The organism is Bradyrhizobium sp. USDA 4538 (assembly GCF_024171045.1).
Lineage (GTDB): Bacteria > Pseudomonadota > Alphaproteobacteria > Rhizobiales > Xanthobacteraceae > Bradyrhizobium > Bradyrhizobium australafricanum.
The window spans coordinates 2,620,252-2,633,503 of the sequence record NZ_JALJZE010000001.1; the positions used below are offsets into that span (position 1 = coordinate 2,620,252).

Here is a 13,252-nt window from a genome sequence, read left to right on the forward strand (position 1 = left end):
GGCGCGCAGCGCCGTCTCGAACCATGAGGCCGCCACACGGGCCTCCATCCTTCGAAACGCGGCGCACGCGCCGCTCCTCAGGATGAGGGTCAAACAGAACAGACGAACACATGATGCAGGGGCATCGGGTTTCAATGGGTAAGATCACAGGTTTTCTCGAGATCGAGCGGCATGACCGCAAGTACGAGCCGGTCGCCGATCGACTCAAGAACTTCAGGGAATTCGTCATTCCGCTGAGCGAGAAGGACACGCGCGACCAGGCTGCGCGCTGCATGAATTGCGGCATCCCCTATTGCCACGGCACGGGCTCGACCGCGCCGGGCACGCCGGGCTGCCCGGTCAACAACCAGATCCCCGATTTCAACGACCTCGTCTATCAGGGCAACTGGGAAGAAGCCTCGCGCAACCTGCACTCGACCAACAATTTCCCCGAGTTCACCGGCCGCATCTGCCCGGCGCCGTGCGAGGCGTCCTGCACGCTCAACATCGACGACAACCCGGTCACCATCAAGACCATCGAATGCGCGATCGTCGACCGCGCCTGGGACAATGGCTGGCTGAAGCCGGAAATCGCCGCGCAGAAGACCGGCAAGAAGGTCGCCGTGATCGGCTCGGGTCCCGCCGGCATGGCCGCCGCGCAGCAGCTCGCGCGCGCCGGCCATGAGGTGCACGTCTACGAGAAGTTCGCCAAGGCCGGCGGCCTGCTGCGCTACGGCATTCCCGACTTCAAGATGGAGAAGGGCATCATCGATCGCCGCGTGGCGCAGATGGAAGCCGAGGGCGTCACCTTCCACTACGGCAAGGCCGTGGGCGGCTCGACGCCCGGTGCGATCGATCCGCAAGAGCTCGCCAAGCAGTATGACGCCGTGGCGCTGACCGGCGGCGCGGAAGCCCCGCGCGACCTGCCGATTCCCGGCCGCGAGCTTTCCGGCATCCACTTCGCGATGGACTTCCTGCCGCAGCAGAACCGCCGCGTCTCCGGCGAGCCGCTGAACGGTGCCGCCGACATCCTCGCCGGCGGCAAGCATGTCGTCGTGATCGGCGGCGGCGATACCGGCTCGGACTGCATCGGCACCTCGTTCCGGCAAGGCGCAAAGTCGGTGACCCAGCTCGAGATCATGCCGGCGCCGCCCGAGCACGAGAACAAGGGCGTGACCTGGCCGAACTGGCCGCTGAAGATGCGCACGTCGTCGAGCCAGGCCGAAGGCGCGGTGCGCGAATTCGCCGTGCTGACGACGAAGTTCGAAGGCGTCGACGGCAAGGTGACGAAGCTGCATTGCGTCAAGGTCGACGATAAGTTCAAGCCGCTGCCCGGCACCGAGTTCACGCTCGACGCCGAGCTCGTGCTGCTGGCGATGGGCTTCGTCCATCCGGTGCACGAGGGCCTGCTCAAGACGCTGGGCGTCGAGCTCGATCAGCGCGGCAACGTCCGCGCCTCTCTGCACGACTACCAGACCTCGCGCGCGAAGATCTTCTCAGCCGGCGACATGCGCCGCGGCCAGTCGCTCGTGGTCTGGGCGATCCGAGAAGGCCGCCTGTGCGCGCGCTCGATCGACACCTTCCTGATGGGGAAGACCGATCTGCCGGGGTAAGCGCGTCAGCCGCCACGCCACTGCAGCCACACACTGAACTGTCATCGCCCGCGAAAGCGGGCGATCCAGTATTCCAGAGACGTCAAGGCTTGAACGGACAGGCCGCGGCGTACTGGGTGCCCGCCTTCGCGGAGCACGACACCTCATTTGAGATGCGACTCGCGCATCCTCACCGCTAATTCTGCACCCGCACGCCCAGCATCACCACCGTCGACGCCGAGCTCTGTCCCGGCTGATTCGAATCCAGCCAGTTCCGGCTCAGCGTGCCCTTGATCCAGAGGCTGCGGGTCAGCTTGTAGATCAGGTCGCCCGACAACACGTAGATCTTGTCGGTGCGGTTGTCGCCCTGGTAATCGAGCGTGCCGTAGGTGAATTTGCCGATGCCGGTCAGCCAGCGGCGGAAGTCGTGATCGACCTCGACGGTGTAGGTGCGCGACAGCACGCCCGAGGTGCCGGGCAGCGTGGTCTCGCCGATCTGGGTGTCGGAATAGAACTTTGCCGTGGTCAGCGGCGTCGCGGTCCAGGTCAGCGAGGCCGTGGTGAGCAGGCCTTCGAGTCGGCTAAGCCGCGGGTCGACATAGTCGCGCATGGCATAGCCGATCGAGATCTCACCGAACAACAGCCGGGTGAACTCGAACGATGTGCCGACCTTGGCATAACCGCCCGACGAATTGCGCGCGTAACCGTTGCGGTCGAGATAGAGATCATGGAAGCGGCTGTCGCCCTCGACTTCGACAAAGGGCTTCACGGCCGGATTGAGCTCATAGCTGACACGGCCGACGCCGCCGTATTGGGTGAAGTTGCGGTCGTCGTTCGACGAAGAGGTGCCGTCGGTGAGCTTCGACCATTGATAGTCGGTGCGGTCGACGGTGCCGCCGAGCGAGACCTGCATGCGGTTGAAATTCTGGTCGATGCCGAAGGTGCCGCCGACCGTGGTGTAGATCGGATATCTGGCGAGGCCGGCCTGCACGTTCGGACTGCCGGGATTGTCGGTCGAGACCAGCAGGCGGGCCTGTCCCAGCAGATGCGTGTATTTGGAGACGTCGAGCCGGCCGTCGATATGACCGGTGAAGTTCGGACGGTCTATGTCGAGCGGCGCCGATAGCGGCGTACCATCGGCGTTCGGCGTCAGTCCGGAGCCATAGCCGGTGAAGGAGCCCCGCAAATCGGCGACGACGGCGTGACGCTCCCAGTCGGAGACCGCGAGGAATTCCGGCGCGACCATATAGAACGCCCTGCCCTGCGGCGAGTAGAGCCGGCCCGGATTGGTGTCGTAGCCGGCCATCGCCTCGACCGCGGTCTTGACCATGAACGAGCCGGCGTAGTCGCCGACCGCGCCGAACGGATCGTCGTCGATCCTGAGCCGCTTGCGCGGCGGCTGGCCGACGATGGTACCGGCCATCGCCGGCGGCAGCGGCGTCTTGTTGGCGGTCTCCGAGGGCGGGATCGACAGCCGCAGCTGCCCCGTGCCGTTCAATGGCACCGGCGTCGGCTGCGACGAGCCGGGTCCTGCCGGCGGCTTCGGTTTGGCCTGACCCGGATAGTATTTCGGCTTCTGGCGCTTGCGGTTGAGCGAGTCGTAACCCGACGTCGAGGCGCCGTTCGCCGCGGGGAGCCCGTAGGTCGGGACCTGCCCGATCCGCGTCGTCGATGTTGATGTCGATGAAGACGAGGAGGAACGGCGATCGCGATCGGCGTCGGGCAGCCTCAGGCCGTTGAGCGGATCCATGGCGTCGGCCGTGGTCCGGCGCAGCGGCGAATCCTGTGTGATCACCTGGCTCTGGCGATTGGGACTGAACAGATCGGGCGTCACGGTCTGGGCCGCAGCGAGCCCTGTGGTCACGGTCAGCGCCAGAGCGGTCACGGCCGGACATGGCAAAACCGCGCGGACAAGGCGTCCACGCCGGTTTGGGCCGCTTGCTGGCCGCCGCAACACGATGGAAAAACTCCAACGAATTCAAATACTTGTCGGACGCACTCCGCCGGGCGGCGGAAAACGTCGTTAATGGAGTTAAAACAATTATGGTTAATGAGCCGTTGAGGATCGGCCGCCGCGCGTCGCATCGCGGAATCGAACGTGCTAAGGGAGACGCCCGGGTGCAAAACCCTCCCTTGGAATCCTAAATGGCCAAACCGAAACCGCTGATGACCAAATCATCCGGCCCCGATGACGGCGCCGTTCAATCGGCGCTCCGCACCCTCGATGCCGAAGCAAGCGGCGTCGCAGCCCTCTCCGCGGCACTGAAGTCCGACCTCGGCGCGCCGTTCGCGGCCGCGTCCGAGTTGATCGGCAATGCCAAGGGACGACTGATCGTCACCGGGCTCGGCAAGTCCGGCCATATCGGGCGCAAGATCGCCGCGACCTTTGCCTCGACCGGCACGCCGGCGTTCTTCGTGCACGCCGCCGAAGCGAGTCATGGCGATCTCGGCATGATCACGATCGATGACGTGATCCTGGCGCTGTCATGGTCCGGCGAGCAGCCGGAGATGCGCAACCTGATCGCCTATGCCGCCCGCTTCGGCATTCCGCTGATCGCGATGACGGCCGACAAGGACTCGACGCTGAGCAAGGCCGCCGACGTGCAGCTGACGCTGCCGAAGGCCCGCGAGGCCTGCCCGCACAATCTGGCGCCGACCACGTCCTCGCTGATGATGCTGGCGCTCGGCGATGCGCTGGCGATCGCGCTGCTCGAGGGCCGCGGCTTCACCTCGACCGATTTCAGCGTGCTGCATCCGGGCGGCAAGCTCGGCGCGCTCCTGAAATATGCCCGCGACCTGATGCATGGCGGCGACGCGCTGCCGCTGAAGCCGCTCGGCACCAAGATGTCGGATGCGCTGGTCGAGATGACCTCCAAGGGTTTTGGCTGCGTCGGCATCGTCGACCGCCACGGCCATCTCGTCGGCATCGTCACCGACGGCGATCTGCGCCGGCAGATGCGCCCCGACCTTTTGACGCTGTCGGTCGACGAGGTCATGACCAGGACGCCGAAGACGATCAGCCGCGACACGCTGGCCGGCGAAGTGCTGGAACTGCTCAACGCCTCGAAGATCACGACGCTGATCGTGACCGACGCCAAGAAGCCGGTCGGCATCATCCATCTGCACGATCTGCTGCGCGCCGGCGTGGCGTAGCGCAAGCTTCCCCCGTCATTGCGAGCGAAGCGAAGCAATCCATCTCTCCTCTTGCGAGAAATGGATTGCTTCGTCGCTTCGCTCCTCGCAATGACGATGATTACCTCGGAAACCGCGCCGCGGTTTCCTCCAGCGGCAGGGCCAGCGCGTTGGCGAGGTAGGAGACCGTGCGGTAGAAGCCGCACAAGAGGATGATCTCCAGGATCTGGTCCTCATCGTAGTGCGCCGACAGCGCCGCGAATTCCTCCTCACTCAATGTCGCGCGGGCATGCAGCGCGTCGACTACCGCGATCATTGCCTGTTCGGCCTGCGACCAGCAGCCGGCATCGGCCGCACCGCGCACGGTGGCGTGGACCTGCTGCTCCGTCAGTTCGGCGGCCGCGCCGAACGCCGTGACGTGGACGCCCCATTCATATTCGCAGGCATTGAGCGCACAGGTGCGGTCGATCACGATCTCCCGCGCCCGCAAGGGAAGCGGCCCGCGGTCCAATAGGCTGCCGCCGCGAAACTTCTCCCAGGCGCGCGGATGGCCGGCCATCACGCGGAACAGTACCAGCGGTGGCTTGCCGCGCATGATGCGATCGAAATGCTGTTGAACGTCCGCCGGATAGGGCGGATCGAGCGGCGCGAGGCGTGACATGGGCTGATCCCGTTGCTACATTTAATGTAGCGATATGCTACAATATCTGTAGCGACTCGCAAGAGGAATTCGAAAGGAATTCGCGACATGCCGAAGCAGGGCCCAATCACAAGACCCGGCGTCCGCGGCTCGCGGACCGGCCGCCCGATCATGGCGCTGCTCGATCTATTGGGACGGCGCTGGACCTTGCGCATCATCTGGGAGCTGCGCGAGGGCGCGCTGACCTCGCGCGCGCTGCGCACGGCCTGCGACGAGGCCTCGCCGACGATCCTGCAGACGCGATTGACGGAGCTGCGCGAGGCCGGCTTCGTCGAGCTGACGGAGGATGGTTACGGCCTCACCGCGCTCGGCCGCGAGCTATTTGCGACATTCACGCCGCTCAACCGCTTCGCCGAGCGCTGGAGCAAGCAGGGCGGCAGCTAGACCTCGGCGGCCGTCAGTGTGTAGCCCGCATGAGCGGAGCGACATGCGGGACCGGTTTCCCCGGGTATCGCGGAGCCTGTCATCGGGCGCGCATGCGCGCGACCCGTTGGCTCACCCGGGCTACGGATTACTCGCCCGAAGCAGCATCCGACGCTCGGGGCCGAGTCGTCGTCGATGGCTCAGGCCAGACTAAGCGATCGCCACCGTCAGGCTGGCGCCGTCGGCGCGGACGACCTTCACCCGGCTGCCGGCCGGCGCATCGGGGCCGGCGACGCGCCACACCGTATCGTCGATCCGCACCGTGCCTGAACCGTCAACGATCGGCTTCTCCAGCGTGAATTCGCGGCCGACCAGGGCTTCGTTGCGGCGGTTGAGGAAGGGATTGGTCTTGCTTGCCGCCGTCGCGCCCTTCGCGAAATGCCGCCATGCCGGCACCGCCAGGGCGGCGAACACTGCGAACATCAGGAGCTGTATCTGCCAGGACGGCGTGAAGGCGAACGACAGCAGGCCGACCAGCAGTGCCGCGAGCCCGAGCCAGAACAGGAAAACCCCGGGCGCCGCAAGCTCCAGCGCCATCAGGATGAAGCCGAAGATCAGCCAGTTCCAGGTACCCAATGTCGAAAACATCTCGGCCATGACGTGACCTCTACCATTGCGGGCGCGACGCCGTCACGCCCTCACCGCTGCGGCGGCACCGGAGGCGGCGCCGTCGGGCCGGCCGGCGGCACCGAGCCGCCACGCCGTGCTGCGGCCGTAGCGGACGCCGCACTCTCGCCGAAGGTGGCGCGGGCGATCTCGCCGATGCCGGCCAGAGAGCCGAGCACGCTCGAGGTTTCGATCGGCAGCATCAAGACCTTCTGGTTCGGCGATTCCGCGAGCTGGCCGAACGCCTTGATGTACTTGTCGGCGATGAAATAGTTCAGCGCGGCGACGTCGCCCTTGGCGATCGATTCCGACACCATCTGGGTCGCCTTGGCCTCGGCCTCGGCGAGCCGCTCGCGCGCCTCGGCATCGCGGAAGGCGGCCTCGCGGCGGCCCTCGGCCTGCAGGATCTGGCCCTGCTTGGCGCCCTCGGCGCGCAGGATTTCGGATTGCCGCTGGCCCTCGGCCTGCAAGATGTCGGCGCGCTTGACGCGCTCGGCCTTCATCTGCCGGCCCATCGCCTCGACGAGGTCGGCCGGCGGCACGATGTCCTTGATCTCGATGCGGTTGACCTTGACGCCCCAGGGCGACACCGCGGCGTCGACCACGCGCAGCAGGCGTTCGTTGATCTCGTCGCGATGCGACAGCACCTGGTCGAGATCCATCGAGCCCATCACCGAGCGGATGTTGGTCATGGTCAGGACGGTGATCGCCTGGTTGAGATTGGCGACCTCGTAGCTCGCCTTGGCGGCATCGAACACCTGATAGAACGCGACGCCGTCCACCGTCACGGTGGCGTTGTCCTTGGTGATCACCTCCTGCTCGGGGATGTCGATCACCTGCTCCATCATGTTGATCTTGCGCCCGATGCGGTCGAAATACGGCACGATCAGATTGAGGCCGGGCGACAGCGTGCGGGTGTATTTGCCGAACCGCTCGATGGTCCAGTCAAAACCCTGCGGAACGGTCTTGATCCCGGCGAACAGCGTAACGATGACGAGAAGAACAAACGCGATCGCGAAAACGTCGAAGCCAGTCATAAAGTCCTCCAGGGCCGGCGAGACCGTCGCCAGTCACGGTCGTGCATTGGTCGGCAGGACCGCTCCGCCGGTTCAGCCGGCTGTTGTTCTCCCTAGCACATAGGAAGCTGCTGTCGGATGACCAGATGCCAACGAATGCCCGTGCCAGGTGTCACGGATCGTTAACAATCAAATCCAGCCTCCTTAGATCCAGCCTTGCAGCTCGCGCAGCACGAGCTGGCGGATCACGTCCATGCCGCCGTCACTGTCGTTGAGGCACGGGATTGCCGCAAACTGCTCGCCGCCATTGTGCCGGAAGATCTCGGCATTCTCCTGCGCGATCTCCTCCAGGGTCTCCAGGCAATCGGCGGAGAAGCCGGGCGTGACCACGGCAATGCGCCGCACGCCGTCCTTGGCCAGCTTCTCGACGGTCTTGTCGGTATAAGGCTGCAGCCACTCGGCCTTGCCGAAGCGCGACTGGAAGGTGAGGATCAGCTTGTCGGCATCGAGCCCGAGCCGCTTGCGCAGCGCATTGGTCGTGGCGATGCATTGCGCCTGATACGGATCGCCCTTGTCGACATATTCCTTCGGCATGCCGTGGAACGAGGCGACGATGATCTCGGGCTGGAACGGCAATGCCGCGAGATGCGCATTGATCGAGACCGCGAGCGCCTCGATGTAGTCGGGATCGTCGTAGTAAGGCGGCGTCACCCGCAGGATCGGCTGCGCGCGCATGCCGGCCAGCACGCGAAACGCCTCGTCGCAGACGGTCGCCGACGTCGCGGCGGAATATTGCGGATAGAGCGGCACCACCAGGAGCCGACCGCAGCCCTGCGCCGCCAGCGCCTCGATGCGCTCCTTGATCGAAGGGTTGCCGTAGCGCATCGCCCAGTCGACCACGACGTGGTCGTGATCGGCGATCGCCTCCGCCAGCTTGTCGGCCTGCGAGCGCGTGATGGTCTTCAGCGGCGACTCGTTCTTCTCGGTGTTCCAGATCTTCAGATAGTCGCGCGCCTTGCGGGCCGGACGGACCCGCAGGATGATGCCGTTGAGGATCAGCTTCCAGAGCAGGCCCTGATCCTCGATCACCCGCGGATCGGACAGGAATTCCTTGAGGTAGACCCGCACGCCGGCGGCATCCGCCGTATCGGGCGTGCCGAGATTGACCAGCAGCACGCCGACGCGTTCCGGCTTCGGCGCCCCGGCAGGCTTCGCGCTCTCGAAGGGGATCACCGTGCTCATGGCCTTGCGCTAGATATCCTTCGCCTGGGAGCTTTGGGCTTCGCGCGTTGCTCCAACCTTGTCAAGCCGAGTGCGGGTTGGCTACGTTCCCGTGCGGAATAAGGGGGAACCATGACGATCGCCGAATGGTGCGTCTTCGGGACGCTGATGCTCTCGCTGCTGACGATCGTATCGGTGAAGTGGACCGGCTTCCGTAGCTTCGACAATGCCAGACCGCGCGATCCCGACTTCTACGACGATCCGATCCGCTCGCGGGCGCTCGGCGCGCACCAGAACGGCATCGAAGCCTTCCCGTTCTTCGCCTTCGCCGTGCTGCTCGCCGAATTCCGCGTCGGCCCGCTGCGGCTGATCGACGAGCTTGCCGTGCTGTTCCTGATCGTGCGGATCGCCTACGTCTTCACTTATATCGGCAACCGCCCGACGCTGCGCTCGATCCTCTGGAGCATCGGTTTCGCGATCAACATCGCGATCTTCCTGCTGCCGGCGATCAGGGGCTATCTGACGAGTTGAGCCTGTTTCTTCTCCCTCTCCCCGTTCTTACGGGGAGAGGGCTGGGGTGAGGGGCCGTCTCCGCAAATTCGATGGAAGCGAGCGTGCGGAGACTCCCCCTCACCCGAAATTCGCGCACGCGAATTTCGACCTCTCCCCGCAAGCGGGGCGAGGTGACTTCAAAGGCACGTCGCGCGCTCGGCCGCGACGTAGCCGAACAATAGCCCGAGCCCGAACAGCAGCACGAGGCCCGCGGCGGCGAACTCCAGGCCGCGCATGATCACCATGCCGCCGCCGTCGCGCGCCGCGCTCAGCCGCTCGGCCACGCCGCGCGCCGACACCGCGACCAGCGCGATCGCCGCCACCGTGATGGCGGTGCCGAGCCCCATCACGAAGGTCGCGGCAATGCCGGCCCAGAACAGGCCCTGCGCCAGCGCGAACACCAGCACCAGGATCGCGCCCGAGCAGGGCCGGATCCCGACCGTGAGGATCGCGCCGAGCCCCCGCCGCCAGCCGCCGGGACCGGCGAGCTCGGCCGGCGTCGGCCCGTGCGAATGGCCGCAATGCTCGTCACGGACGTGCTGCGCGTCATGCCCGTGATCGTGACCGTGATCATGATGATGCCCGTGATCGTCATGCGCGTGACGGTGATGGTGATCATGGCGGTGGTCGTGGTGATCGTGATCATGGTGGTCGTGATGATGCGCGCCGGCCATCGCCAGCGCCGGCCGCGGCGCCTGCAGGGCGCGGAAGAAGCTGCCGCCCTTGACCCACACCAGCCGGGCGCCGAACGCCGCGATCAGCGCGTAGCTTGCGATCTCGATCGCCTTCTCCGCCCCGCACATCGTCTTCGCGGTCGCGTTGAGCAGCCAGGCACAGATGCCCACGATCAGAACGGCGACCACCGACTGCATCAGCGCCGAGGCGAACGACAGCACGATGCCGCGCCGCGCGGTCTCGCGATTGGCGACCATGTAGGACGAGATCACCGCCTTGCCGTGGCCGGGGCCGGCGGCATGGAAGATTCCGTAGGCAAAGGAGATCGCAAGCAGCGTCCAGACCGCCGAACCGTCGGATTTCGCGGCGCGGATGGTCTGGGAGATCTCGCGGTAAAACTCCGACTGTTTCGCCAGCAGCCAGCCGACCAGGCCGCCCTGCGGCTCCGCCGCGCGCGGCGCGCCGAACGGATTTTGCGCCAGCAGCGCATGAACGGCGCCATCAAGCAATGCTATTGCAGCGACCACGGCGGCTGTGACGACGAGGCCGCGCGTCATGCGCGAGACGGTCGGCGTCATGGGCACTCCACCGAGACCTTGTTGGCGAACATCATGCCGAAATTGCCGTTGCCGCCGTCGAGAAAGGTCTGCTCGCCGAGCTTCTGCGCGGCTGCGGTGCCGTCGCTATTCGGCCGTTCGAACTGCATCTTGCAGCCCGCCGCGGCGCCGACCAGCTTGACCGGCTCCTTCTCGGCATACTGGAAGTCGATGAAATAGGTCGGGTCGAACACTTCGAGCGCGAGCTGCCTGGCCTTGAACGGCGTCTTCACCGGCAAGGTGAAGTGCAGCGTCAGCGCCGAATCCTTGTATTCGAGGAAATAGTCGACCGGCTCGGTGAACTTCTGCTTCTTGCCGTCGCCCTTGGCGAAGGTGAAGTAGGCGTATTCCTTCAGCGATTCGACATTGGTCTGCGCCAGCGGCGCCAGCTCCTCGCGGCTGTAGGCGCCCTTCACCTTGGTCTCGATGCCCTGCAGCGCGTAGGTCGAGAACATGTCGTCAAACGTCCAGGCGTGCCGGACCCCCGTGATGTTGCCGTCGGGCGCGTAGATCAGCTCGCTCCTGGCGACGATCCAGACATGCGGATGGGCCTCGGCGGCCGCCGTGCCGAGCACGACGGACACCGCAAGCACGAGCCAGCCGATCAGCCGGTTCAACGACGGCCGCACCTCAGGCCGCCTCAGGCGTTTCGAGCAGGCCACGGCGGCGCAGCAGCGCGTCCGGCTCGGGCTCGCGGCCGCGGAAGGCGACATAGGCCTCCTCCGGATCGCGCGAGCCGCCCGACGAATAGATGTCGTCATGCAGCCGCTTGGCGGTCGCGGGATCGAAGATGTCGCCGGCCTCCTCGAAGGCGCCGAAGGCGTCGGCGTCCATCACCTCCGACCACATGTAGCTGTAGTAGCCCGACGCATAGTGGTCGCCGGAGAAGATATGGCCGAACTGGGTCGGCCGGTGCCGCAGCGAGATTTCGGCGGGCATGCCGATCTTCTCGAGCTCCTTCTGTTCGAAGGCGCGGACATCCCAGCTCGCCGCCGCCGGCTGGGTGTGGAATTCGAGGTCGACCAGCGCCGAGGAGACGAACTCCACGGTGGCAAAGCCCTGGTTGAACTTGCGCGCGGCGAGGAAGCGCTTGAGCAAATCGTCCGGGAGCGCCTCCCCGGTCTGGTAGTGGCGGGCGAAGCGCTGCAGCACCTCGGGCCGCTCCTGCCAGTGCTCATAGAGCTGCGAGGGCAGCTCGACGAAGTCGGTGAACACGCTGGTTCCGGACAGTGACGGATAGGTCACGTTGGACAGCATGCCGTGCAGGCCATGGCCGAACTCGTGGAACAGGGTCCGCGCGTCGTCGGGCGACAGCAGCGACGGCGCGCCATCGGCGCCCTTGGCGAAGTTGCAGACATTGATGACCAGCGGCGCGACGGCACCGTCGAGCTTCTGCTGGTCGCGCAGCGAGGTCATCCAGGCGCCGGAGCGCTTCGAGGGCCGCGCGAAGTAGTCGCCGTAGAACAGCGCCTTGTGCTGGCCGTCGCGGCCCTTGACCTCCCAGACCCGGACGTCCGGGTGCCACACCGGGATATCCTTGCGCTCCTCGAAGGTGACGCCGAACAGGCGGGTGGCGCAGTCGAACGCAGCCTCGATCATGTGGTCGAGCACCAGATAGGGCTTGATCGCGGAATCGTCGAAATTGGCGCGGCGCTGGCGCAGCTTCTCGGCGTAATAGCGCCAGTCCCAGGACGTCAGGGTGAAATTGCCGCCCTCCTCCGCGATCAGCGCCTGCAGCGCGTCGCGGTCGGCGAGCGCCCGTGCTCGCGCCGGCTTCCAGACCCGCTCCAAGAGGCCGCGTACGGCCTCCGGCGTCTTGGCCATGGAATCCTCGAGGCGGTAGGCGGCGTAGGTGGGGAAGCCCAGGATCTTGGCGGTCTCCTCGCGCAGCCTGAGGATCTCCACGATGGTCGCGTTGTTGTCGTTGGCGTTGCCATTGTCGCCGCGCGCCGTGAAGGCCTTGTAGACCTTCTCGCGCAGGTCGCGCCGCGACGAGCTCTGCAGGAACGGCTCGACCGAGGAGCGCGACAGCGTCACGATCGCCTTGCCTTGCATGCCGCGCTCTTCCGCCGCAGCCTTGGCAGCCGCCACAAATGTGTCGGAGAGGCCGGCGCGGTCGGCCTCGCCGAGCTCCATGAACCACTCCTGCTCGTCGCCGAGCAGATGATGGCTGAACGAGGTGCCGAGATGGGCGAGGCGCTCGTTAATCTCGGCCATGCGGGCCTTTGCCGCATCGTCGAGGCCGGCGCCGGAGCGGCGGAAGCGGGTGTAGGTACGTTCCAGCAGCCGCATCTGCTCGCCAGTCAGGCCGAGGGAGGCGCGCTTCTCGTGCAGCATGGCGATGCGGCCAAACAGCACAGCGTTCATCATGATCGGATTCCAGTGCCGCGCCATCCGGGGCGACACCTCCTTGTCGATCTCCAGGATCGCCGGGCTCGAATGCGCCGAGACCAGGTCGTAGAACACCGCCGAGACCTTCGACAGCAGCTTGCCGGAGCGCTCCAGCGCAGTGATGGTGTTGTCGAAGTCGGGCAGCGCCGGATCGTGGGTGATCGCAGTCACTTCCGCGGAATGATCGGCGAAGGCCTGCTCGAAGGCGGGCAGGAAATGCTCCGGCTTGATCTCGGCGAACGGCGGCGTCTCGAGCGGCGTCTGCCATGCCTTCAGGAGGGGGTTGGCAAGAGCCTGAGCCTTGGCGTCTGCGCTGGTTTCTGACATCGAATGTCCCGTTTTTCGCCTTGAAAATGCTGCCCAATCTAT

Annotated in this window: 12 protein-coding genes; 4 read left to right on the forward strand and 8 right to left on the reverse strand. The window is 65.8% G+C overall.

All coding sequences use genetic code 11. The features are described 5' to 3' along the window. Positions 1-134 precede the first annotated feature (134 nt). Positions 135-1,592 (forward strand): glutamate synthase subunit beta, encoded by a 1,458-nt coding sequence (locus J2R78_RS11535; protein ID WP_225163834.1) that lies wholly within the window; start codon positions 135-137, stop codon positions 1,590-1,592. Positions 1,593-1,767: 175 nt separating this feature from the next. On the opposite strand, the gene J2R78_RS11540 is transcribed toward J2R78_RS11535, so the two are convergent. Beyond that, a complete protein-coding gene (locus J2R78_RS11540; RefSeq protein WP_253604456.1) occupies positions 1,768-3,456 on the reverse strand; it encodes an outer membrane beta-barrel protein in 1,689 nt (562 codons plus the stop codon). 260 nt (positions 3,457-3,716) lie between these two features. On the opposite strand from J2R78_RS11540, the gene J2R78_RS11545 reads away from it, so the two are divergent. Then, positions 3,717-4,724, forward strand: coding sequence for an SIS domain-containing protein (locus J2R78_RS11545; RefSeq protein ID WP_057016246.1), 1,008 nt, complete (start codon positions 3,717-3,719; stop codon positions 4,722-4,724). Between the two features lie 100 nt (positions 4,725-4,824). Here J2R78_RS11545 and J2R78_RS11550 read toward each other — a convergent pair whose 3' ends face one another. After that, positions 4,825-5,364, reverse strand: a complete 540-nt coding sequence (locus J2R78_RS11550) for a carboxymuconolactone decarboxylase family protein (RefSeq protein ID WP_253604458.1) — start codon at positions 5,362-5,364, stop codon at positions 4,825-4,827. A gap of 87 nt (positions 5,365-5,451) precedes the next feature. Here J2R78_RS11550 and J2R78_RS11555 point away from each other — a divergent pair, with 87 nt between their 5' ends. Beyond that, positions 5,452-5,787 (forward strand): helix-turn-helix domain-containing protein, encoded by a 336-nt coding sequence (locus J2R78_RS11555; protein ID WP_253604459.1) that lies wholly within the window; start codon positions 5,452-5,454, stop codon positions 5,785-5,787. Positions 5,788-5,976: 189 nt separating this feature from the next. Here the strand turns inward: J2R78_RS11555 and J2R78_RS11560 are convergent, their stop codons facing one another. The 3 genes from J2R78_RS11560 to hemH form a co-directional block, all read right to left on the reverse strand. Then, positions 5,977-6,423, reverse strand: coding sequence for an NfeD family protein (locus tag J2R78_RS11560; protein ID WP_028332871.1), 447 nt, complete (start codon positions 6,421-6,423; stop codon positions 5,977-5,979). A 41-nt stretch (positions 6,424-6,464) separates the two neighbouring features. Beyond that, positions 6,465-7,469 carry an SPFH domain-containing protein gene (locus J2R78_RS11565; protein ID WP_076827695.1) on the reverse strand — a complete coding sequence of 335 codons (1,005 nt, stop codon included), beginning with the start codon at positions 7,467-7,469 and terminating at the stop codon, positions 6,465-6,467. A gap of 183 nt (positions 7,470-7,652) precedes the next feature. After that, positions 7,653-8,690 carry a ferrochelatase gene (gene hemH, locus J2R78_RS11570; RefSeq protein ID WP_253604460.1) on the reverse strand — a complete coding sequence of 346 codons (1,038 nt, stop codon included), beginning with the start codon at positions 8,688-8,690 and terminating at the stop codon, positions 7,653-7,655. A 111-nt stretch (positions 8,691-8,801) separates the two neighbouring features. Here hemH and J2R78_RS11575 point away from each other — a divergent pair, with 111 nt between their 5' ends. Continuing rightward, positions 8,802-9,200, forward strand: a complete 399-nt coding sequence (locus J2R78_RS11575) for an MAPEG family protein (protein ID WP_016842609.1) — start codon at positions 8,802-8,804, stop codon at positions 9,198-9,200. Between the two features lie 158 nt (positions 9,201-9,358). On the opposite strand, the gene J2R78_RS11580 is transcribed toward J2R78_RS11575, so the two are convergent. The 3 genes from J2R78_RS11580 to J2R78_RS11590 are packed head-to-tail and all read right to left on the reverse strand — an operon-like array spanning position 9,359 to position 13,210. Beyond that, on the reverse strand, positions 9,359-10,474 hold the full coding sequence (locus J2R78_RS11580; RefSeq protein WP_253604461.1) for a nickel/cobalt transporter: 1,116 nt from the start codon (positions 10,472-10,474) through the stop codon (positions 9,359-9,361). Beyond that, positions 10,471-11,109 (reverse strand): DUF1007 family protein, encoded by a 639-nt coding sequence (locus J2R78_RS11585; protein WP_253609804.1) that lies wholly within the window; start codon positions 11,107-11,109, stop codon positions 10,471-10,473. Before J2R78_RS11585 ends, J2R78_RS11580 begins: the two co-directional genes overlap by 4 nt. Positions 11,110-11,122: 13 nt before the next feature. Further along, positions 11,123-13,210, reverse strand: a complete 2,088-nt coding sequence (locus tag J2R78_RS11590) for a M3 family metallopeptidase (protein WP_253604463.1) — start codon at positions 13,208-13,210, stop codon at positions 11,123-11,125. Positions 13,211-13,252 lie beyond the last annotated feature (42 nt).

What these genes read in the sequence shown, in the direction of transcription:
- hemH (WP_253604460.1), bottom strand. Translation starts at nt 8,690, where the DNA reads ATGAGCACGGTGATCCCCTTCGAGAGCGCGAAGCCTGCCGGGGCGCCG.
- J2R78_RS11590 (WP_253604463.1), bottom strand. Translation starts at nt 13,210, where the DNA reads ATGTCAGAAACCAGCGCAGACGCCAAGGCTCAGGCTCTTGCCAACCCC.
- J2R78_RS11545 (WP_057016246.1), top strand. Translation starts at nt 3,717, where the DNA reads ATGGCCAAACCGAAACCGCTGATGACCAAATCATCCGGCCCCGATGAC.
- J2R78_RS11555 (WP_253604459.1), top strand. Translation starts at nt 5,452, where the DNA reads ATGCCGAAGCAGGGCCCAATCACAAGACCCGGCGTCCGCGGCTCGCGG.
- J2R78_RS11560 (WP_028332871.1), bottom strand. Translation starts at nt 6,423, where the DNA reads ATGGCCGAGATGTTTTCGACATTGGGTACCTGGAACTGGCTGATCTTC.
- J2R78_RS11565 (WP_076827695.1), bottom strand. Translation starts at nt 7,469, where the DNA reads ATGACTGGCTTCGACGTTTTCGCGATCGCGTTTGTTCTTCTCGTCATC.
- J2R78_RS11535 (WP_225163834.1), top strand. Translation starts at nt 135, where the DNA reads ATGGGTAAGATCACAGGTTTTCTCGAGATCGAGCGGCATGACCGCAAG.
- J2R78_RS11550 (WP_253604458.1), bottom strand. Translation starts at nt 5,364, where the DNA reads ATGTCACGCCTCGCGCCGCTCGATCCGCCCTATCCGGCGGACGTTCAA.
- J2R78_RS11580 (WP_253604461.1), bottom strand. Translation starts at nt 10,474, where the DNA reads ATGACGCCGACCGTCTCGCGCATGACGCGCGGCCTCGTCGTCACAGCC.
- J2R78_RS11575 (WP_016842609.1), top strand. Translation starts at nt 8,802, where the DNA reads ATGACGATCGCCGAATGGTGCGTCTTCGGGACGCTGATGCTCTCGCTG.